Here is a 21549-nt window from a genome sequence, read left to right as displayed (position 1 = left end):
GACTGGACCCATGGCGCAGAAGTTCCCCCGCGATCGATTCGACTCCATCCCGCACGGGATGGAGCGGGTGGGGGCGCATCGCGCGCCGGCGCGTCGCGGCGCCAGGTGGGTGGCGTTCGGCTGGGCCGCGCTGGCGACGATCGTGCTCGCGGCCGTGGGCATCGGCGCAGTCGTGGTCTCGAACGATCGGCTGAACTTCCTCGCGCCGCCCGTCGCCACCCCGACCACCGAGCCGGTCGCCACCGCCGAGCCGACGATCGCCCCCGACATCGCGGTGCTCGTGCTGAACGGAACGTCGACCTCGGGGCTCGCGGCGCGAGCCGCAGAGACCCTCACGGCAGGCGGCGTGCCGGTGGGCACGACGGCGAACGCGAGCGCGAACGACCTCACCGAGACGATCGTCTACTACACCGCTGCCGAGCTCGAGGGCGCAGCTCGAGGCGTGGCCCAGCTCCTGCCCGAAGCCGACGTGCGCCTCTCCGACCAGTTCGCGGGAACGGAGACGCCACTCGTCGTCGTGCTCGGATCCGACTACGCAGACGCCACTGCAGGCTGATCTCGCGCGAATCGTTGCCAATCTGCGACCATTCCTTGCGCCCAGCCTCTTGTGCCCGCGCGTCACGTCGTTACTATCTGGAATTGGTCGCTCAATCCCGTGTGAACGCCCGGTGCCGCTCGCGGTGCCCGCCAGCGCGATTCTGAGACCCGGTACAGGCGAGAGGCACGTGCTGATCCAACACGGCAACATGGGAGCAACGCATGGCGAACGGAACCGTCAAGTGGTTCAACGCTGAGAAGGGGTACGGGTTCATCACCGTCGACGGTGACGGCTCAGACGTCTTCGTCCACTACTCTGCGATCGATATGTCCGGATACAAGGTGCTCGAGGAAGGCCAGCAGGTCGTCTTCGAGGTCGGCACGGGTTCCAAGGGTCCGCAGGCCGAGGCGGTTCGCCCCGCCTGAGTCGCGCTGATGAACGCGCTGCCGGCAGTCCGGCGGCGCGTTCGCGCTTCGCCGGCACCTCGGGAAGGGCGCGCCGCGGCGGCGCCCGCTTCCGTCGCGCTTCACGACTACGCTGACGCCATGAGCGGGCCGGCCGGGGAGCCATCGCGACGACGACTGGCCACGCTCGGTGCGTTCGCGGCATCTGTCTTGCTGCTCTCGGGATGCCAAGGCAGCCCACTCGAGCTTGATTCGGCGCCGAGCGAGCCCGGTCGCCCCGTCACCACCACTCCGCCCATCTCGGTGTCGTTCGCGCCGTTGCGAGGCATGATGATCGAAGCGCCGCTCGGCCATCCCGCCCTCGGCGTGAAGATCGACAATCATGAGGCGGCCCGGCCGCAGATCGCCCTGAATCGCAGCGACATCGTCTTCGAAGAGCTCGTCGAGGGCGGAATCACGCGATATCTCGCCGTGTGGCACTCGGACGTGCCCGAGGAGGTCGGGCCGGTGCGCTCCATCCGCCCGATGGACCCCGACATCGCCACCCCGTTCGGCGGCATCATCGCCTACTCCGGAGGCCAGGAGCACTTCGTCGACATGATGAGGTCGACGGGGCTCGTCAACATCGTGTTCGACTTCGACGACACCGGCCTGTTCCACCGCGCCGATGACCGCCCGGGGCCGCACGACGTGATCCTCGCCGCCCAAGAGGCCGTGGCGCGCAACTCGGAGCTCGCACCGCCGCCCGTGCAGTTCGCGTACGGTTCGGCCGACCCGCTCGCCGCGCCGGCTCTCGCGGCGACCCCCACCTCGAGCATCGACCTCGTGTTCTCGGACGCGCGGTTCCCGGTGTGGGAGTGGGATGCCGCGGCATCCGTCTGGCTGCGCTGGCAGGAGGGCGAGCCCGACGTCGAGTCCTCGGGTGAGCGTGTGCGGGCGACCAACGTGGTGACCCTGCGAGTCGGAATCGATTGGAGCTTCGGCGAGGTACCGCGCACGATCATGGTCGGCTCGGGCGAGGCGTGGGTCTCGGCCGGCGGCCGCACGGCGCACGGCACCTGGTCGAAGGATGCCGCAGGCTCGCCGATCGTGCTCACCGCCGCCGACGGCAGCCGATTGCGACTCGCGCCCGGGAACACGTGGGTCGAGCTCGTTCCGAACGAGGGATCGGTGACGTTCCAGCCGTAGGCCGCCCATCAGACTCGGCCTCGACGGCGCGACCGGCATGGGGACGGGCGCTGCCGAGGCGGCTCGCGCTCGCTTGCACTCGCGGCGGTCGAGTGCCAGAATCGTCTTAGCACTCACTCGTTTTGAGTGCTAAACCAACGAATCTTTGAAGACGTCCGGGAAAGGACGAGAAACACACATGGCAAAGATCATTGCTTTCAACGAGGAGGCCCGCCGCGGCCTCGAGCGTGGCCTCAACCAGCTCGCCGACGCGGTGAAGGTGACCCTCGGCCCGCGTGGCCGCAACGTCGTGCTCGAGAAGAAGTGGGGCGCGCCCACCATCACGAACGACGGCGTGTCGATCGCCAAGGAGATCGAGCTCGACGACCCGTACGAGAAGATCGGCGCCGAGCTCGTCAAGGAGGTCGCGAAGAAGACCGACGACGTCGCCGGCGACGGCACCACCACCTCGGTCGTGCTCGCCCAGGCGCTCGTGCGCGAGGGCCTTCGCAACGTCGCCGCAGGCGCCGACCCGATCTCGCTGAAGCGCGGCATCGAGAAGGCCGTCGCAGCCGTCACCGCTGAGCTGCTCTCGGCGGCCAAGGAGATCGAGACCAAGGAAGAGATCGCGGCCACCGCATCGATCTCCGCCGCCGACCCCGAGATCGGCGCGATCATCGCCGAGGCGATCGACAAGGTCGGCAAGGAGGGAGTCGTCACCGTCGAGGAGTCGAACACCTTCGGCACCGAGCTCGAGCTCACCGAGGGCATGCGCTTCGACAAGGGCTACCTCTCGGCGTACTTCGTCACCGACCCCGAGCGCCAGGAAGCGGTCTTCGAAGACCCGTACATCCTGATCGTCAACAGCAAGGTCTCGAACATCAAGGACCTGCTGCCGATCGTCGACAAGGTCATCCAGACCGGCAAGCAGCTCCTCATCATCGCCGAGGACGTCGACGGCGAAGCACTCGCGACCCTCGTCGTGAACAAGATCCGAGGCATCTTCAAGTCGGTCGCCGTCAAGGCTCCCGGCTTCGGCGACCGTCGCAAGGCGCAGCTCCAGGACATCGCGATCCTCACCGGCGGCCAGGTCATCTCCGAGGAGGTCGGCCTCAAGCTCGAGAACGTCACCCTCGACCTGCTCGGCCAGGCTCGCAAGGTCGTCATCACCAAGGACGAGACCACGATCGTCGAGGGCGCTGGCGACCCCGAGGCCATCGCCGGCCGCGTGGCGCAGATCCGTGCCGAGATCGAGAACACCGACTCGGACTACGACCGCGAAAAGCTCCAGGAGCGCCTCGCGAAGCTCGCCGGCGGCGTCGCCGTCATCAAGGCGGGCGCTGCGACCGAGGTCGAGCTCAAGGAGCGCAAGCACCGCATCGAAGACGCCGTGCGCAACGCGAAGGCCGCCGTCGAAGAGGGTATCGTCGCCGGTGGTGGCGTGGCCCTGATCCAGGCCGGTGCGCGTGCGTTCGCGACCCTCGAGCTCACGGGCGACGAGGCGACCGGTGCGAACATCGTGCGTGTCGCGATCGAGGCTCCGCTCAAGCAGATCGCCTTGAACGCCGGCCTCGAGCCGGGCGTCGTCGCGAACCGCGTCGCGGGCCTGCCCGCGGGTCACGGCCTCAACGCCGCGACCGGCGAGTACGGCGACCTCATCGCGCAGGGCATCATCGACCCCGCCAAGGTGACGCGCTCGGCGCTGCAGAACGCCGCGTCGATCGCCGGCCTCTTCCTCACGACCGAGGCCGTCGTCGCCGAGAAGCCCGAGCGGAACCCGGTTCCGGCCGGCGACCCCACGGGTGGCATGGACTTCTAGTCCGAACCGATCTCCGGCCCCCGGGCCGAGGTCACAACGCGAAGGGCGTCTCCTCAGGGAGGCGCCCTTCGGCGTACCCCGAGGCGTGATGGAATCGTGACGACGTCGCGGCGACCGGATGCCGCTGTCGCGAAACCCTACGCTGGCGCCATGACCACGTCGCCGCGGCACGGATTCGCCGCCCTGCTCGCCTCCTCCGCAATCGCAGTGCTACTGCTCGCCGGGAGTGCGCCTGCCGCCGCTCCGGTTCCCTCCGAGACGGCGACGGCTTCCGAGCCGGCCGAACCGACGCCGGCCCCTGCCGCGACTCGTCCGCTCAACGTCACGGCGACCTCGTGCGAGGAGTTCACTCCTCGCGCGGGCGGCCGAGGTGGCCGAGCAGGGCCACGAGGATCGTGATGGCCGCCGAGAGGGCGATACCGAAGGCGATGTGCACGTTGAGCGCGAGGGCGCCGACAGCGGCTCCGGCGCCGATGAGCGCGATCGCGCCGGCGCGGCGGCGCCACGGGTGCTTGTCGACCCGGGAGCCGAACACCGAGTCGGCGGCGAGGCCCGTGATCGTCGAGGTGACGACGACGGTCGTGACATCCTTCACCGCGATGTGACGTGCTGCGCCGGCCTGGGCGCCCATGGCGAGGCCGAGCGCCGTCGTGACGCCGAGCAGCACCGGCTCGGCGGGATCGGCGAGCACGATCATCGTGACGCCCGCCGCGACGAGCACGAGCGCGACGAGCGAGAACACCACGGTCGTCTTCGTGCTCCAGCCGGCGACGAGGTCGCGCAGCAGGCGGCCGGCGACCGCGGCACCGACCATGAAGCCCGCGAGGGCGAGCACCGGGCCGAGGATCGGCAGGTCGTCGGCGCCGGTGAGGGCCATGCCCAGGATGACGATGTTGCCCGTCATGTTGCCCGTGAACACGCGGTCGAGGCCGAGGAAGCCGACCGCGTCGATGACGCCCGTCGAGAAGGTGAGGGCGAGCATCAGGCCGAGGTGTGTGCCGGCGGGGTGGCGTCGCATGGTCGAGATCACGGGGTCTCCTTGCAGGTCGGCCCCGTGTCGACGCCGTCGGCGAGCACCGGGCGGGCGGGACGGTACTCTCGACCAAGAATGACACACGACAGTCGTGGCGACACACGGATGGGGCGCTGAATGGGCAAGTTTCAGGGAGTGCTGCAGGCCGGATCCGGCGTCGGAGGCGGAACGTACCTCCCGGCCGAGCCGGACGCACTCGGTTGGGGCCGCCTGCCGGCGCGCGGGGACTCGCCCGTGCTCACCGTCGACGACGGCGCAGAGGTCATCATCGACACGGTGAGCCATGAGGGCATCCTCGAAGACCAGGGCCGCGATCCTGCGGCGTTCTTCCGGTCGCACGGCGTCGAGCGCGAGCACGTGCTCGACGAGGCCGTGGCGCTCGCGGCATCCGATCATCCGCGCGACCCGGCCAAGGACGGCCCGCACGTCGTCACCCGGCCCGATCGGGGTGCGCGGCGCCCGGCCCGGCGACCTGCTGAAGCTCACGGTCGTCGACACGACCCCGCGCGTGCCCTACGGCGTCATCTCGAATCGCCACGGTCGCGGCGCGCTGCCGGGGGAGTACCCGCAGGGGGAGGCCAACGTCAGCGTCTTCACCCCGATCGAGCGCGACGAGCACGGCGCCTGGTTCGGCGCGCTGCCGCTCGTCGAGGGCGGAGAGCGGGGCATCCGGTTCCCGCTCGCGCCGTTCCTCGGCATCATGGGCGTCGCGGTCGACGACGACGTGCGGCCGCACTCCGTGCCGCCCGGCGCGCACGGCGGCAACATCGACATCAACCTCCTCACCGAGGGCGCTTCGCTCTACCTGCCGGTGCAGGTCGACGGGGCCCTCGCGTACGTCGGCGACCCGCACTTCGCGCAAGGCGGCGGCGAGGTCGCCCTCACCGCGCTCGAGGCGTCGCTGCGCGCCACGATCCGCTTCGAGGTCGTGCCCGCCGAGACGGCGCTGCGCGACTTCGGCGAGATCGCCGGGCCGCTCGCCGAGACGAGCGAGTACCTCGTGCCCACGGGTCTCGACGCCGATCTCGACCTCGCCATGCAGAATTGCGTGCGCCAGGCGATCGGCCTCCTCGGCGCGCGCTACGGCATGGCGCCGCACCTCGCCTACGCGTACCTCAGCGCGGCGACCGACTTCGACATCTCGCAGGTCGTCGATCTCGTGAAGGGCGTGCACGCTCGTATCCGCACCTCCGACTTCCGCGCGGTGAAGCGTGGCTGAGCGGATGCCGCAGCCGAGCGCCGATGGTGTGCGCGTGCATTACGGCGTGCCCGTGCACCTCCCCGAGGGCGCCCGGGCGCCCGACGGTCTCGTCGAGGCGGCACTCGGATACGAGGCTGCACTCATGTCCGACGACCTCACGACGCTCGAGGGGTACTTCGCGCCCGGCGACGCGACGCTTCGCGGCGACGAGGGCGGGCTCCTCGTCGGACGTGACACGATCACCCGGTTCCGCGGCCGCCGCGGTGGCGCGCCGAAGCGCGTGATCGAAGCGCTGCACGTGCGGCCCATCGGCGACCACCACGCGTGGGTCGCCGCGGTGACCGCCCCGCTCGCGGGCGGTCGAGGGCTCGTCACCCAGCTCTGGGAGCGCCAGGAGGGCGCGTGGCGCATCACGGCCGCGCACGTGTCGGCCCCGCCGCGGGCACTCGACCCGCGCGTGTGGCGCGTGGTCGGCGAGCCGCTCCTCCGTGCGTCGGCGTCGGGCCCGCTCGACGGCTTGACCTTCGCCGTGAAGGACGTGTTCGCGGTCGAGGGGTTCCCGATCGGGGCGGGAGTGCCCGCGTACCTCGAGGGCGCACGGCCCGAGCCGCGCTCGGCGGCGAGCCTGCGGGCGCTGCTGGCGGAAGGGGCATCCGTTCGCGGCATCGCACAGACCGACCAGTTCGCCTACAGCATCGCTGGACGCAACGCGGCCTACGGCACCCCGCCGAATCCCGCCGTGCCCGGTGCGATCTCGGGCGGCTCGTCGAGTGGCCCGGCTGCGGCGGTCGCGATGGGGCACGCGACGATCGGGCTCGCGACCGACACGGCGGGGTCGATCCGCATCCCGGCGTCGTACCAGGGGCTGTGGGGACTGCGCACGACGCATGGGGCGGTGAGCACCGAGGGCGTGCTGCCCCTCGCGCCGAGCTTCGACACGGTCGGCTGGCTCACGCGCGACGGGGAGACCCTCGCGGCGGCGGCGCGGGCGAGCCTCGATCCAGCGTCGCAGCTCCGGGTCGGCGCCCGGCTCGTGACGGCGGCGGCGCTCGCCGAGTCGGCGACGCCCGAGGTCGCGCGCTCCTTCGCGAGGGCCGTCGACGCGCTCGCGGCGAGCGGCTCCGATATCTCGGAGCTCGACGACCCGGCGTTCGGCGGCGAAGCCCTCGATGCGCTGTACGCCGCGTTCCGCACGGTGCAGGCGTCGGAGGCCTGGGCGGCGCACGGTGCGTGGATCCAGGCGCATCCGGGGGCCCTGGGGGCGGATGTCGCGGCTCGCTTCGAATGGGCCGCGGCGATCACGCCCGAAGCGGCGTCCGATGCCCGCGTCCGGCTCGAGGCAGCGCGACGGGCACTTGATGCCGCGCTGGGCGACGCCGTGCTCGTGCTGCCGTCGGCGGCATCCGTCGCTCCCGCCGTCGACGCCGATGGCGCCGAGATCGAGGCGATCCGTGCGGCGACCCTCAGGATGACCGCCGTCGCCGGTGCCACCGGGCGGCCGGCCGTGTCGGTGCCGGGGCTCACGGCCGACGGCGCGCCGATCGGCGTCTGCTTCGTGGGGCCCCGCGCCAGCGATGTCGCACTCGTCGACGCGGCGATCGGCTGGTCGGAGCAGCTGAAACACGCCTGAAACCGGCGTTGCGTAGACTGGTGTCCTGAAACACGAGATTCAGGGAGTCATCATCGCCGTCGCACCGATCAACCCGCCCGCCCGCCTGCTCATGGGCCCCGGCCCGGTGAATGCCGACCCGCGTGTGCTGCGCGCGATGTCGGCCCAGCTGATCGGCCAGTACGATCCCGCGATGACGGCGTACATGAACGAGACGATGGAGCTCTATCGCGGGGTGTTCCGCACGGGCAATGCGGCGACGCTCCTCGTCGACGGCACCTCGCGAGCGGGCATCGAAGCCGCGATCGTCTCCCTCGTCGCCCCCGGCGACCGGGTGCTCGTGCCGATCTTCGGTCGCTTCGGCCACCTCCTCGCCGAGATCGCCGGGCGCGCCGGCGCCGAGGTGCACACGCGCGAGATCGAGTGGGGTGGCATCTTCACGTCGGCGTCGATCGAGCAGGCGATCGTCGAGGTGAAGCCCGCGCTCCTCGCGGTCGTGCACGGCGACACGTCGACCACCGTGGCGCAGCCGCTCGACGAGCTCGGCGAGATCTGCGAACGCCACGGCGTGCTCTTCTACACGGATGTCACCGCCTCGCTCGGCGGCAACGCCTTCGAGATGGACGCCTGGGGCCTCGACGCCGCCACGGCCGGCCTGCAGAAGTGCCTCGGCGGCCCGTCGGGAAGCTCGCCGATCAGCCTCTCCCCGAAGGCGGTCGCGCGTATCGAGTCGCGCAAGAGCGTCGAGGCCGGCATCCGTGCCGAGGGCGACGCTGTGCGCGACGACCCCATCCGCTCGAACTACTTCGACCTCGCGATGATCCTCGACTACTGGGGCGAGAAGCGGCTCAACCACCACACCGAGGCGACCTCGATGCTCTACGGTGCGCGCGAGTGCGCCCGCCTCCTCGTCGAGGAGGGCATGGATGCCGCGATCGAACGTCACCGGCTCCACGGTGCCGCGATGGCGCAGGGGGTCGCGGCGCTCGGCCTTCGGATCTTCGGCGACCGGGAGCATCGCATGAACAACGTCGTCGGCGTCTTCATCCCCGACGCCGTCGACGGCGACCGGGTGCGTACGGCGCTGCTCGAGGACTTCGCGATCGAGATCGGCACCTCGTTCGGGCCGCTGCACGGCAAGATCTGGCGCATCGGCACCATGGGCTACAACGCCCGCAAAGACGCGGTGCTCACGACGCTCGCTGCGCTCGAGCAGGTGCTCCGCGCCGAAGGGCACCGACTCACCGCGGGCGCCGGCGTCGGCGCGGCGCGCGACGTCTACGCGGAAGTGACGGCATGACCTCGCGGCCCGCACCCGATTCGATCACGATCGCGGAGCGGGTGCTCGACCGGTGCGACGAGCTCGCCGCGATCTCGTCGAGCCCCGAACTGCTCGAGCGCGTGCACCTCTCGCCAGAACATCGCAAGGCGAACGATCTCGCGGCCGGATGGATGGAGGAGGCCGGGCTCACCGCGTGGCAGGATGCCGGCGGCAACCAGTGTGCTCGGCTCGAGGGCGCCGATCCCGGCCTGCCGGCACTGCTCCTCGGCTCGCACCTCGACACCGTGCGTGACGCGGGCCGGTACGACGGCATGCTCGGAGTACTCCTCGCCATCGAGGTCGCTGCACGCTTCGCCCGGCGCAGCGAGCGGCTGCCGTTCGCGCTCGAGGTCGTGGGCTTCACCGACGAAGAGGGCACCCGGTTCGGCAACGCCCTGCTCGGCAGCCGCGCGCTCGCGGGCGAGTTCGATCCCGAGTGGTGGGAGTCGCGCGACCGCGACGGCCTCACCCTCCGCGAGGCGCTCATCGACTTCGGCCTCGACCCGTCGCGCATCCCGAGCGCCGCACGACGCCCCGAGTCGCTCGTCGGCTACCTCGAGGTGCACATCGAACAGGGCCCCCACCTTGAAGACGCCGACCGGGCGCTCGCCGTGGTCTCCTCGATCGCGGGCGCCCGCCGATTCGAGTTCACGATGACGGGCGTGGCCGGCCACGCTGGCGGCACGCCGTACAACCGGCGCCGCGACGCGCTCGTCGGCGCGAGCGAACTCGTCGTCGGCATCGAGGAGATCGGCCGCGGATCAGGGGTGATCGCGACCGTGGGCCGCCTGCAGGCCTTCCCGGGCGGCGTCAACGTGATTCCGGGCCGGGTCGACTTCAGCCTCGACCTGCGCGCCGAGTCCGACGAGGATCGCGACCGGACGCTCGCCGACATCCGCCGCCGTGCCCGCGAGATCGCCGAGCGCCGTGGGCTGCGCTTCGAGTCGCGGGAGATCTACCGCGCCGACTCCACGCCGTGCGCGGGGTGGCTGCGGGATGCCGTGGCGAGCGGCATCCGTCACACCGGCGACGCGGAGCCAATGACCATCTGGAGTCGCGCCGGGCACGACGGCATGGCCGTGAGCGCGGTCACCGACATCGCGATGCTCTTCGTGCGCTGCGGCAACGGCGGCATCAGCCACCACCCCGACGAGACGGTGACGCTGCAGGATGTCGCGCTCGCACTCGACGCGTTCGAGGCCGCGGTGCTCGTGGTCGCCGATCGCGTGCGGGCCGAGCCCGAACGACTCGGCGGCGCGCGATGACGACCGCCCAGGCCCCGGCACCGATTCCGGCACCGGCCCCGGCCTCGGCTCCCGCGTCGGGAGCGGTCGGCGACATCGAGCACCGGATCGAGGCGGCGATGCCGCAGCTCACTCCGCAGGAGCAGCGCGTCGCCGAGTTCATCCTCGATCACGTGAGCGAACTCGCCGTGTACAACTCGAGCGAACTCGCCGGCATGAGCGGTGTCTCGAAGGCGACCGTGAGCCGCCTCTACCGGCGGCTCGGGTTCGCGAGCTCGCACGAGGTGCGCGAGCACGTGCTGGCCCGGCGGAGCGCCGGCACGCCGCTCGGGGCCGCGGGCGCGCCTGCCGCCTCGCCCGAGGGAGTCGCCGCGCTGCTCGCATCGGAGCGGGAGAATCTCGCCCGCTTGCTCGACGCGCTCGCCGGCGGAACCCTGCACGCCGTCGTCAGCGCGCTCGTCGAGGCCCGCGAGGTGCTCGTCGTCGGCTACCGGAACAGCTACCCGGTCGCCCTGCACGTGCGCGAACAACTCGTGCAGTGCCGCGGCCGCGTGCGAATCGCCCCGCAACCCGGGCAATCCCTCGGTGAAGACCTCGCCGACCTCGGCGAGGGCGATGTCGTCGTGCTCGTCGGGTTCCGGCGTCGCCCGGCGCGGTTCGCCGAGATCCTCGACGCCGTCGTGGCGACGGGGGCGCGATGCATCCTCATCACCGATCCGAGCGGGCGGGCCCTCGCCGCGCGCGCCGACCTCATCATCGAGTGCCCGCTCGAGAGTCCGGCGGCGTTCGACAGCTACGCGAGCGCGATGAGCCTCGTGAGCCTCGTCGCGAGCGCCGTGCTCGGCGCCGACATCCGGCGCGGTCGTTCCCGCATCGCCGGCATCGACGCCACCTACCGCGGCCTCGCGGAGATCGAGGGCGTGTGACGGAGCGGTCGCTCAACGATCCCGGTCGAGCCCAGCACTGAGATCGCCGCACTCGACCCGAGCGGCATCGTGCCGGGCGAGGTACCCGCCCGCCCCGGCGTCGCCCGAGACCTCGGTCGCCACCGCCGCCCAGTGGTCGCGGCCGATGAGCACCGGATGCCCCGGACGACCGTGGAAGACGGCCCGGGCGAGCGCCGCGTGGCGCGCTGGCCCGGAGCCCGCCGCGTCGACGACCCGCCGGCCCACTGCAGGGGGCAGCCCGGCGAGGTCGACGAGGCTCACGAGCACCGCGTCGGCGTCGGTGCCCGCGGCGAACTCGAGCCCGGCGCGGAGCGACGCGGAGAGTCCGAGCGCCCAGTCCGCGGCGACGACGACGTCGGCCTCGGCTGGAACGAGGGCGCGAGCGACGTCGGCCTCGGCGCCGAGCACGACGACGACCTGGTCGCATCCGGTCGCACGAAGCATCCGGCATCCGTCGACGACCCACGGCACGTCCGACCCGTCGCGGACGAGCGCCTTCGGGCGACCCATTCGCGTGCCGGCACCCGCGGCGAGGAGCACTCCGAGGAGCGAGGCGGTCATGGCTACAGTTAACCCGAGCCGCGCGTGCGGCGGGGGAGGAGTCACGATGAACGTGTCCACCGATGCCCGAGAGCGGTTCCGAGACGAGCTGCGAGCGTGCCTGCATGTCGCCCGCTGGGTCGACGAGGTGGCGGATGCCGCACCGTACGAATCCCTCGACTCGCTGCTCGCCGCGGCATCCGACGCCGCCTCCCCGCTCTCGCCCGCAGAGATCGACGAGGCCCTCGCGAGCCACCCGCGCATCGGCGAGAAGCCCACCGGCACCGGCATGGCCGAGCGGTTCTCCCGCTCCGAGCAATCGTCGGCCGACGCTGAGGATCCCGAGCTCGCCGCAGCGATCGCCGCCGGCAATCGCGCGTACGAGGAGCGCTTCGGCCGGGTCTTCCTGATCCGCGCCGCGGGGCGCTCTCGGGCCGAGATCCTCGGCGAGCTCTCGAGGCGGTTGCAGCACGACGACGCCGCCGAGCTCGCCGTCGTCGGCGAGCAGCTGCGCGAGATCACGCTGCTTCGCCTCGAACGGATGTACGCGGATGCCGCGTGGCCGATCGGGGTGGCGGCATGACCGGCCGCAGCCACGTCACGAGTCACGTGCTCGACGCCGTGACGGGCCGGCCGGCCGAGGGCGTCGACGTGCGGCTCGAAGCCCGTACCGATGTCGGTGCCGCCTGGGCGCCGATCGCCGCCGCCGTCACCGACGCCGACGGTCGCGTGTCCGACCTCGGCCCTGAGGAGTTGCCCGAGGGCGTCTACCGCGTCGTCTTCGACACGGGCGCGTACTTCGGCGACCAGCCGGCGTTCTACCCCGAGGTTTCGATCGTGTTCGAGATCGCCGAGGCATCCGAGCACTACCACGTGCCGTTGCTGCTCAGCCCGTTCGCCTACTCGACCTATCGCGGCAGCTGACCCCGGCGCTACTCGACCCATCGGGACGCTGCCGGATCACCGCGCGAGCAGCCGCCCGCGCGGTTCACCCGTGGTGGCGGTGCCGCGGAGCCACGTGGTCGAGACGACACCTCGCAGTCGTGCGCCCGCGAACGCGGAGACCGGGTTCTTGTGGGCGAGCGCAGAGGGCACGACGGTGAACTCGGTGTCGGGCGCGAAAGCGACGAGATCAGCGTCGGCACCGACCGCGATGCGACCCTTGCCCGCGAGCCCGGCGAACTCTGCCGGCGCTTGCGACATCCAGCCGAGCACGCGTTCGAGGCCGGTGCCGCGGCGAGCCGCCTCGGTCCATACGTTCGCGAGGCTGAGCTGCAGCCCGGCGATACCGCCCCAGGCCCGGCCGAAGTCGCCGTCGAACCCGAGCTTCAACTCGGCCGTCGCGGGGGAGTGGTCGGAGACGATGAGGTCGATCACGCCGTCGAGCAGGCCTTGCCAGAGCCGGTCGCGGTTGCCCTCGTCGCGGATCGGCGGGCAGCACTTGAACTCGGTGGCGCCGTCGGGGATGTGCTCGGCATCGAGCGTGAGGTAGTGCGGGCACGTCTCGGCGGTGAGCCGAAGGCCCTCCGCCTTCGCCTCGGCGATGAGCGGGAGCGCCGCCGCCGAGGAGAGGTGCAGGATGTGCGCTCGGCCGCCGGTTTCGCGGATACCGTCGATGACACCCTGGATGGCGACGAGCTCGGCCTCGGGCGGGCGCGAGTCGACGAACCGCGGATAGCTCGGCCCGCCGTCGTTCTCGTGCGCCGTGAGCACCGACGGATCCTCAGCGTGCACGATGAGCAGTCCGTCGAACTCGGCGAGCTCGCGGAGCGCCGCGAGCAGTCCGGCGTGATCGAGGTGGGGGAACTCGTCGACGCCCGACGGAGCGAGGAAGCACTTGAAGCCGAACACGCCGGCGTCGTGCAACTCGCGCAGCGAGCCGAGGTTGCCCGGCACCGCGCCGCCCCAGAAGCCGACGTCGACGACGGCCTGCGGAGCGGCCGAGGCGCGCTTGACCGCGAGGGCGGCGGGATCGATCGTGGGCGGGATGCTGTTGAGCGGCATGTCGACGATCGTCGTGACGCCGCCCGCAGCGGCCGCACGCGTCGCGCTCGCGAAGCCCTCCCATTCGGTGCGTCCGGGCTCGTTGACGTGCACGTGCGTGTCGACGACCCCCGGGATCAGCCGCTCACCGGGGGCGAGGGTCACCTCCGACCTTGCATCGACCCCGGCCGGCCCAGGAGGCTCGATCGCGGCGATCACGCCGTCGCGGACCGCGATCGTCGCGGCGCGGAACGCCCCGTCGATGAACGCCGACTCGGCGTGCACGACGAGGTCGTACTGGTCGTCGATTGCCGTCATGTTTCCTCCGCAGGGACCATAACAGCGCCCCATTTCCAGCTCGTTGCACGCACATCATCCCGCACGGGGCCCGCGGACGTAGGATCGACGGAAAAACGGGGAGGCATCGTGCTCGAGCTGTCGGCGGAGATCAGCGCGCGACTCGCGCGCGGCGAGCGGTTCGCGCTCGCGACGGTGACCGCCGTCTCGGGCTCCGCGCCGCGCGATCCGGGTGCGTCGATGATCGTCGACCTCGACGGCCGGGTCACTGGGAGCGTGTCGGGCGGTTGCGTCGAAGGAGCGGTGTACGAGCTCTGCGAACGCGTGCTCCACGGCTCAGGTGTCGAGCACGGCCGATTCGGCATCGACGACGAGAGCGCCTTCGCAGTGGGGCTCAGTTGCGGCGGCGAGATCGACGTGTTCGTGCAGTCCGCCGGCCCCGGCCTCCTCGACCCCGTTCCGTTCGACCGGGTGCTCGACGGGGAGTCGAGCGGGATCGCGACGCTCGTGGCCGGCCCGGCCGCCCTGCTCGGTCGCGTCGTGGTCCCGGGCCGGAGCGGCCCCGGCGCCCGAGGCGCTGGCCCTTCCGACAGCGCGCCCGAGCTCGACGATGTCGAGCTCGCCGCGGCGGGCGTCCGCGGCATCTCCGCCGCGCGCATCGTCGCCGAACTCGACCGAAGCGTCCGCTCCGGCCGTTCGGGTCTCGTGCACTTCGAGTGCGACGGCGACGAGCTCGTGTTCTTCTGCGAGAGCCGCCTCACGCCGCCGCGCCTGGTGATCTTCGGGGCCGTCGCCTTCGCCGAGGCGCTCTCCTCAGCGGCGGCGCTCCTCGGCTACCGGGTGAGCGTGTGCGACCACCGCCCGACGTTCGCAACGGCCGATCGATTCCCGGCCGCGCACGAGGTGGTCGCGCAGCGTCCGGTCGGCTATCTCGCCCGCCTCGATGTCGATGAGCGCACGGTCATCTGCGTGCTGAGCCACGACGCACGCACGGAGGTTCCGCTCCTTCGTCTCGCGCTCTCGCTGCCGGTCGCCTACGTCGGCGCCCTCGGCTCCCGGCGCACGCACGAGGAGCGAGTCGAGCTGCTCCGCGAGGCGGGCGCGACCGCGGGCGAGCTCGAGCGTCTGAGATCCCCGATCGGTCTCGACCTCGGCGCGGCGACGCCCGAGGAGACGGCCGTGTCGATCCTCGCCGAGGTGATCGCCGTGCGATCCGGTCGCGACGCGCGACCGCTCAGCGCGACGACCGGGCCGATCCACGCCACCGCCGATCGTGAGGCGGTGATCGGGGTGTCGTAGTCCGCTGAGCGAGGTCGCCCGCCCGGCGACCGACGTGTCGCGCGTGAGTCGAAAATGTTCATCTGGGAAACATCCCCGTCATGTCACTTCGATTCACTGGTGCCGAAGGGAATCGCCATGGACCTCAACACGATCACGGGCTATCGGTACGCGCGCTCGCGCAGCGACCTCCTGCTCGGCGACGCCGAACGGTTCGTGGCCGGCGGCACCTGGATGTTCTCCGAGCCGCAACTCGAGGTCACGGGACTCGTCGACCTCTCGACGATGGGCTGGCCGGCCCTCGAGGTGAGCGACGACGGGCTCCGCATCGGCGCCACGTGCACGGTCGCCGAGCTCGCCGAGATGCCCGAGCACGAGGGCTGGGCCGCGCATCCGCTGTTCTTCCAGTGCGCCACCGCCCTCCTCGCCTCGTTCAAGATCTGGAACGTCGCCACCGTGGGCGGCAACGTCTGCAGGTCGTTCGCCGCCGGGGCCATGGTGTCGCTCGCCGTCGCACTCGACGGTGCCGCTCTCGTGTGGACGCCCGACGGCGGCGAATACCGGATGCCGGTCGAGCGACTCGTGACCGGCAACGGCACCAACTCGCTCGCGCCCGGCGAGGTGCTGCGCGCCGTCGACATCCCGGCCCACGCGCTGCGCGCCCGCACCGGATACCGCAAGATCGCGCTCGCCGAGCTCGGCCGTTCGGGCGCTGTCCTCACCGGCCGGGTCGACGAAGACGGCCGCGCGGTGTTCGGCATCACGGCGGCGACGTGGCGCCCCACAGTGCTGCGATACCCCGAGCTGCCGGATGCCGCGACGCTGCGTTCCGACGCGGCATCCGCCGACGGCTACTACACCGACCCGCTCGGCACCGAAGACTGGCGGCGCGAGGTGAGCTGCGTGCTCCTCGAGGAGATCCGGCAGGAGCTCACCGCATGAGGTTCACCGTCAACGGGAGCGCGCGCGACAGCGAGCCGCGCGCCGGCCAGTGCCTGCGCACCTTCCTGCGCGACCACGAGCATCTCGAGGTGAAGAAGGGCTGCGACGCGGGCGATTGCGGGGCGTGCTCGGTGCTCGTCGACGGTGTGCCCGTGCACTCGTGCATCTACCCTGCGCAGCGCATCGAGGGGCACTCCGTCACGACGGTCGCGGGCCTCGGCACGCCCGACGAGCTCCACCCCATGCAAGCGGCGTTCGTCGACCACTTCGGCTTCCAGTGCGGGTTCTGCACGGCCGGCATGATCGTCACGGCATCGACCCTCGACGAGGAGCAGCTCGGCGACCTGCCACGGCTCATGAAGGGCAACCTCTGCCGTTGCACGGGGTATCGCAGCATCCGCGAGTCGATCACGGCAGGCGTCGCGGCAGCGGGCGAGGCAGCGTCGAGCGAAGCGAGCAGCGCCCCGGCGACCGAGCACCCGGAGACGGATGCCGCGCACCCACGCGGCGCGCGCAACCTCGGTTCGACCGGCGCCGACGATCGCCCGGCGTCGCTCATCGGCCGCTCCGTCGAACCGCCCGCGGCACGGCGGGTCGTCACCGGCACCGAGCCGTTCACCTTCGACACGGCGACGCCGGGTGCCTTGCACCTCAGGGTGCTCGGTTCGCCGCATGCGCACGCGCGCATCCGCTCGATCGACACGAGCGCGGCCCTCGCCGTCGACGGCGTCGAGCTCGTGCTGACCCACCACGACGTGCCGGCGATGCGCTTCTCGACGGGCCGCCACGAGCACCGCACCGACGATCCAGACGACACCCGCGTGCTCGACGACGTCGTGCGCTTCGTCGGGCAGCGTGTGGCGGCGGTCGCAGCGATCAGCGCCGCGGCCGCCGAAGCGGCGTGCCGGCGCATCGTCGTCGACTACGAGGTGCTGCCGGCGGTCTTCGACCCCGAAGAGGCTCGCACTCCCGGCGCGCCCCTCCTCCACCCCGACCGCACGCCGGCCGATCGCGTCGAAGACGCCGGCCGGAATGTCGTCGCGACGCTCCACGCCGGCTATGGCGGCGACGTCGACGAGGCGCTCGCGGCATCCGACGTCACGGTCTCGGGCACCTGGCAGACGCAGCGGCTCAGCCATGCCCAGCTCGAGACGCACGGATCGGTCGGGTGGCTCGACGACGACGGCCGGCTCGTGGTGCGCACGAGCTCGCAAGTGCCCTTCCTCACGCGCGACGAGTTGTGCCGGCTGCTCGACCTGCCGCAGGATCGCGTGCGCGTGTTCACTGCACGGGTCGGCGGTGGCTTCGGCGGCAAGCAGGAACTCCTCACCGAAGACCTCGTCGCGATCACCGTGCTGCGCACCGGCAAGCCCGCCGTCTACGAGCTCAGTCGCACCGACGAGTTCGTGCGCACGTCGGTGCGACACCCGATGCGGGTGGCCGTCGCGCTCGGGGCCTCCCGCGACGGCCGGCTCACGGCGATGCGCGTCGACGTGCTGAGCGACACCGGTGCGTACGGCAACCACTCTCGTGGCGTGATGTTCCACGGATGCGCCGAATCAAGCAGCCTCTACACGAGCCCCGTGAAGCGAATCGACGCCGCGGCCGTCTACACGAACAACACCCCGTCGGGCGCATTCCGCGGCTACGGGCTCGGCCAGGTCATCCTCGGGGTCGAGTCCGCGATGGACGAGCTCGCGATCGAGCTCGGCATCGATCCGTTCGAGTTGCGGCGCATCAACGCGATCCGTGAGGGCGACGTGCCGCTCGGGTTCTTCGGCGCACCCGAGCACGATATGGTCCCGGGCAGTTACGGCCTCGACCAGTGTCTCGACCTCGCCGAGCAGGCCCTCCTGCGCGGCAACGGCGTCGAGGCGCCCGATGGCGAGCACTGGCGCGTCGGCGAGGGCATGGCGGCATCGATGATCGCCACGATGGCGCCGGGCGGGCACGTCTCGAAGACCACGGTGACCCTGCGCCCCGACGGAAGCTACGTGCTCGGCGTCGGAACGAGCGAGTTCGGCAACGGCACCACGACCGTGCACGCGCAGATCGTCGCGACCGATCTCGGCACCTCCATCGACCGCATCCGGCTGCGCAACTCCGACACCGATGCGGCCGACTACGACACCGGGGCATTCGCCTCGGCCGGCACCACGGTCGCCGGCAAGGCACTGCACGCGGCGGCGCTCGCGTTGCGTCACGTCCTCGTCGGCACTGCGGCGACCATCACGGGCACGGATGCCTCGGCGTGCGCGCTCGGTGTCGACGGCGTCACCGCGGGCGGGCGGCTCGTCGGCTTCGCCGAGCTCATCGCCGCGGCCCCGGCCGAACATCGCACGGGCGACGGCATCGTCGCCTCCGCCGCGGAGTACGGCGAGCACCGCTCGCTCGCGTTCAACGTGCAGGCCTTCCGAGTGGCGGTCGACGTGCGCACCGGGGTCGTGCGGGTCCTGCAGTCGGTGCAGAGCGCGGATGCCGGCACGGTCATGAACCCCGCGCAGTGCCGCGGCCAAGTGGAGGGCGGTGTCGCGCAGGCGATCGGCGGTGCCCTCTACGAAGAGGTCATGGTCGAGGAGGGCCGCATCCAGACGCCGGTGTTCCGCATGTACCGGGTGCCGCAGATGGCCGACATCCCCGACACCGAGGTGCTCTTCGCCGAGACGAGCGACGACCTCGGGCCGTTCGGCGCGAAGTCCATGAGCGAGAGCCCGTACAACCCCGTCGCGGCCGCGCTCGGCAACGCGATCCGCCGTGCGATCGGCTCACGTCCGTTCGAGACTCCGTTCTCGCGCGACCGCGTGTGGCGGCTCGCTCGCGATGCCGAGGCATCCGTCGCCTCGATCTCGACCGCCTGAACGGCGGGCGCAGCCCGGCCCCGGCACGCCCCCCGACCCCGACGACCAACGACTAGGAGCAGCAGATGGCCATCGTTCTCGGAGACCACCAGTACGGCAAGGCGGAGAACCGCGTCGTGCGGATCTACCGTGACTCTCCTCGCCACGAGATCCACGACGTCAACGTCTCGACCGCGCTGCGCGGCGACTTCGCGGCGGCCCACCTCACCGGCGACCAGTCGAGCGTGCTGCCGACCGACACGCAGAAGCAGACGGCCTACTCCTTCGCGAAGGAGAAGGGACTCATCTCGATCGAGGAGTACGGGCTCGAGCTCGCCCGTCACTTCGTCGACGACGTGCCGCCCGTCGAGGCCGCGCGAATCGAGATCGAGGAGTACGCATGGGAGCGGGCACTCGTCGACGGCGCCGAGCACGACCACACGTGGGTGCGGAAGGGGCAGGAGGTGCGCACGGCGTCGGTCACGGTCGAGGGCACCGGCGACGAGCAGCGCACGTGGATCACCGGCGGACTCAAGGACCTCGTGATCCTGAAGTCCACGGGCTCCGAGTTCCACGGCTTCTACGAGGACGAGTACACCGTGCTCCAGCCCACGACCGATCGCGTCATGGCCACGTCCCTCGTCGCCAAATGGCGGTTCACGACGACGGAGGCTGACTGGAACGAGGTCTATGCAGGCGTCAAGGCGATCCTCGTGAAGCAATTCGCCATCGTGCACTCGCTCGCCCTGCAGCAGACCCTCTTCGAGATGGGCAAGGCTGTGCTCGAGGCCTACGATTTCATCGCCGAGGTGCGCCTGTCGGCCCCGAACAAGCATCACTTCCTCTACGACCTCTCGCGCTTCGGCGTCGAGAACGACAACGAGGTGTTCCACGCCGACGACCGCCCCTACGGGCTCATCCAGGCGAGCGTCATCCGCGACGACGCCCCCGACGCCGGCCCCGCGTGGCACCAGTACAGCGGGCTCGTGTGACGAACGTTCGAGCGGACGACGAATGACCCGGGGAGCCGGTCGCACCGTGATCGAGGGAGCGTACGTCGCGACGGTCGACGCGCGCGACACCGAACACCCCGTCGGTCATGTCGTCATCGACGGCTGCCGCATCACGTCGGTTGGGGAGGGCGCCGCGCCGGCGCAGGCGCTCGAGCAGGCCGACGTACGGATCGACGGCCGGGGGCACCTGCTCACCCCGGGTCTCGTGAACACCCATCACCACCTGTACCAGTGGCTGACGAGGGGCGTCGCGCAGGACTCGATCCTGTTCGACTGGCTCGTCGCCCTCTACCCGTCGTGGTCGCGAATCGATGCAGGGCTCGTCGGCGCCGGCGCGGCAGGCGCCCTCGCCGTACTCGCCCGGTCGGGCTGCACGACGGTCGGCGACCACCACTACGTCTTCCCGCGCGGCTCGGGCGACCTCGTCGGCGCGATCGTCGAGGCAGCGGCGAACATCGGCGTGCGAGTGCACGCGACGCGCGGCTCGATGGATCTCGGTGCGAGCCAGGGCGGGCTGCCGCCCGACTTCGCGGTCGAGACGACGGATGCCGCGCTCGCCGCGAGCCAGGCGGCCGTCGAGACCTATCACGACCCATCCTTCGACTCGATGGTGCGCGTGGCGGTCGCGCCCTGCTCGCCGTTCTCGGTGACGGCCGACCTGCTGCGCGAGTCGGCGCTGCTCGCGCGCGACCTCGGTGTGCGACTGCACACGCACGGCGCCGAGACGGTGGAGGAGGAGGCGTTCTGCCTCGAGCGGTTCGGCGCCACGCCCACGCGCTACCTGGAGGGGCTCGGCTGGCTCGGCGACGACGTGTGGATGGCGCACTGCGTGCACCTCGACCACGATGCGATCGACCGCTTCGCCCGCACGGGCACGGGCGTGGCGCATTGCCCGTCGTCGAACGCCCGGCTCGCGGCGGGAATCGCCCCGGTCGCCGATCTCCTGCGCGCAGGCGTGCCGGTCGGCCTCGGCGTCGACGGCGCGGCCTCGAATGAGTCGGGCCAGCTCGGCACGGAGATCCGGCAGGCCGTGTTGCTCGGCCGACTGCGCACGGGCGCCGACTCGCTCGGCGTGCGGCAGGCGCTCCGGATGGCGACGATGGGCGGCGCCCGGGTGCTCGGCCGGGAACGGGAGCTCGGATCGATCGAGCCGGGCAAGCTCGCCGATCTCGCGCTGTGGCGCATCGACGGCGTCGAGCACGCCGGGATCGCCGACCCCGTCGCGGCTCTCGGCCTCGCGGCCCTGCCGCCGCTCAGCCGGCTCATCGTGGGCGGCCGCACGGTCGTCGAAGACGGCGGGCTCACCCTCGCCGACGAGCGGGTCATCGCCACGAGCGCGGCGCGTGCCAGTCTCGAACTCGCCGGGCGGCACTGAG

The 21549-nt window shown here is 71.5% G+C and carries 19 protein-coding genes; 16 read left to right on the top strand and 3 right to left on the bottom strand.

Going from position 1 to position 21549, the window contains the following annotated elements:
- The first annotated feature begins 10 nt into the window (after positions 1-10).
- From QFZ29_RS12130 to groL, 4 genes are all read left to right on the top strand, one after another.
- Complete coding sequence (locus QFZ29_RS12130) at positions 11-556, top strand: LytR C-terminal domain-containing protein (RefSeq protein WP_306894345.1); 546 nt, start codon at positions 11-13, stop codon at positions 554-556.
- A gap of 203 nt (positions 557-759) precedes the next feature.
- Positions 760-963 carry a cold-shock protein gene (locus QFZ29_RS12125; RefSeq protein ID WP_129522292.1) on the top strand — a complete coding sequence of 68 codons (204 nt, stop codon included), beginning with the start codon at positions 760-762 and terminating at the stop codon, positions 961-963.
- A gap of 120 nt (positions 964-1083) precedes the next feature.
- Positions 1084-2130, top strand: a complete 1047-nt coding sequence (locus tag QFZ29_RS12120; RefSeq protein WP_306894344.1) for a DUF3048 domain-containing protein — start codon at positions 1084-1086, stop codon at positions 2128-2130.
- 178 nt (positions 2131-2308) lie between these two features.
- On the top strand, positions 2309-3928 hold the full coding sequence (gene groL, locus QFZ29_RS12115; protein WP_306894343.1) for a chaperonin GroEL: 1620 nt from the start codon (positions 2309-2311) through the stop codon (positions 3926-3928).
- Between the two features lie 346 nt (positions 3929-4274).
- Here groL and QFZ29_RS12110 read toward each other — a convergent pair whose 3' ends face one another.
- Positions 4275-4958, bottom strand: coding sequence for a YoaK family protein (locus QFZ29_RS12110; RefSeq protein ID WP_241843251.1), 684 nt, complete (start codon positions 4956-4958; stop codon positions 4275-4277).
- Positions 4959-5244: 286 nt separating this feature from the next.
- Between QFZ29_RS12110 and QFZ29_RS12105 the strand changes: the two genes are divergently transcribed.
- From QFZ29_RS12105 to QFZ29_RS12085, 5 genes are all read left to right on the top strand, one after another.
- A complete protein-coding gene (locus QFZ29_RS12105; protein WP_306894342.1) occupies positions 5245-6180 on the top strand; it encodes an acetamidase/formamidase family protein in 936 nt (311 codons plus the stop codon).
- A 4-nt stretch (positions 6181-6184) separates the two neighbouring features.
- Positions 6185-7792: an AtzH-like domain-containing protein gene (locus tag QFZ29_RS12100; protein ID WP_306894341.1), complete on the top strand. Its 1608-nt coding sequence runs from the start codon at positions 6185-6187 to the stop codon at positions 7790-7792.
- Positions 7793-7883: 91 nt separating this feature from the next.
- Positions 7884-9071 carry a pyridoxal-phosphate-dependent aminotransferase family protein gene (locus tag QFZ29_RS12095; RefSeq protein ID WP_306894340.1) on the top strand — a complete coding sequence of 396 codons (1188 nt, stop codon included), beginning with the start codon at positions 7884-7886 and terminating at the stop codon, positions 9069-9071.
- Complete coding sequence (locus tag QFZ29_RS12090) at positions 9068-10357, top strand: allantoate amidohydrolase (RefSeq protein ID WP_306894339.1); 1290 nt, start codon at positions 9068-9070, stop codon at positions 10355-10357. The genes QFZ29_RS12095 and QFZ29_RS12090 overlap by 4 nt, the downstream gene beginning before the upstream one ends.
- Positions 10354-11262 carry a MurR/RpiR family transcriptional regulator gene (locus QFZ29_RS12085; protein ID WP_306894338.1) on the top strand — a complete coding sequence of 303 codons (909 nt, stop codon included), beginning with the start codon at positions 10354-10356 and terminating at the stop codon, positions 11260-11262. Before QFZ29_RS12090 ends, QFZ29_RS12085 begins: the two co-directional genes overlap by 4 nt.
- Before the next feature lie 12 nt (positions 11263-11274).
- Here the strand turns inward: QFZ29_RS12085 and QFZ29_RS12080 are convergent, their stop codons facing one another.
- On the bottom strand, positions 11275-11844 hold the full coding sequence (locus QFZ29_RS12080) for a nucleotidyltransferase family protein (protein ID WP_306894337.1): 570 nt from the start codon (positions 11842-11844) through the stop codon (positions 11275-11277).
- A gap of 46 nt (positions 11845-11890) precedes the next feature.
- Between QFZ29_RS12080 and uraD the strand changes: the two genes are divergently transcribed.
- The gene (gene uraD / locus QFZ29_RS12075) at positions 11891-12406 is read left to right on the top strand and encodes a 2-oxo-4-hydroxy-4-carboxy-5-ureidoimidazoline decarboxylase (protein ID WP_306894336.1); all 516 of its coding nucleotides are present in this window, start codon (positions 11891-11893) and stop codon (positions 12404-12406) included.
- Entirely contained in the window at positions 12403-12747 is a 345-nt protein-coding gene (uraH, locus tag QFZ29_RS12070; RefSeq protein ID WP_306894335.1) for a hydroxyisourate hydrolase, read from the top strand. Before uraD ends, uraH begins: the two co-directional genes overlap by 4 nt.
- Before the next feature lie 36 nt (positions 12748-12783).
- Here uraH and allB read toward each other — a convergent pair whose 3' ends face one another.
- The gene (gene allB / locus QFZ29_RS12065; RefSeq protein ID WP_306894334.1) at positions 12784-14124 is read right to left on the bottom strand and encodes an allantoinase AllB; all 1341 of its coding nucleotides are present in this window, start codon (positions 14122-14124) and stop codon (positions 12784-12786) included.
- A 108-nt stretch (positions 14125-14232) separates the two neighbouring features.
- On the opposite strand from allB, the gene QFZ29_RS12060 reads away from it, so the two are divergent.
- The 5 genes from QFZ29_RS12060 (at position 14233) to QFZ29_RS12040 (ending at position 21548) form a co-directional block, all read left to right on the top strand.
- Positions 14233-15402: an XdhC family protein gene (locus tag QFZ29_RS12060; protein WP_306894333.1), complete on the top strand. Its 1170-nt coding sequence runs from the start codon at positions 14233-14235 to the stop codon at positions 15400-15402.
- A gap of 117 nt (positions 15403-15519) precedes the next feature.
- Positions 15520-16323, top strand: a complete 804-nt coding sequence (locus QFZ29_RS12055) for an FAD binding domain-containing protein (RefSeq protein WP_306894332.1) — start codon at positions 15520-15522, stop codon at positions 16321-16323.
- A complete protein-coding gene (locus QFZ29_RS12050) occupies positions 16320-19181 on the top strand; it encodes a molybdopterin-dependent oxidoreductase (protein WP_306894331.1) in 2862 nt (953 codons plus the stop codon). The genes QFZ29_RS12055 and QFZ29_RS12050 overlap by 4 nt, the downstream gene beginning before the upstream one ends.
- Positions 19182-19246: 65 nt before the next feature.
- Positions 19247-20152 carry a factor-independent urate hydroxylase gene (gene pucL / locus QFZ29_RS12045; RefSeq protein ID WP_306894330.1) on the top strand — a complete coding sequence of 302 codons (906 nt, stop codon included), beginning with the start codon at positions 19247-19249 and terminating at the stop codon, positions 20150-20152.
- Positions 20153-20174: 22 nt separating this feature from the next.
- Positions 20175-21548 (top strand): 8-oxoguanine deaminase, encoded by a 1374-nt coding sequence (locus QFZ29_RS12040; RefSeq protein ID WP_306894329.1) that lies wholly within the window; start codon positions 20175-20177, stop codon positions 21546-21548.
- The last annotated feature ends 1 nt before the right edge of the window (position 21549 follow it).

The sequence above is a fragment of the Agromyces albus genome, assembly GCF_030815405.1.
In the GTDB taxonomy this organism is placed as follows: Bacteria; Actinomycetota; Actinomycetes; order Actinomycetales; family Microbacteriaceae; genus Agromyces; species Agromyces albus_A.
The sequence above is the reverse complement of the archived record's forward strand: the minus strand, read 5'-3'. Positions and strand labels throughout refer to the sequence as shown.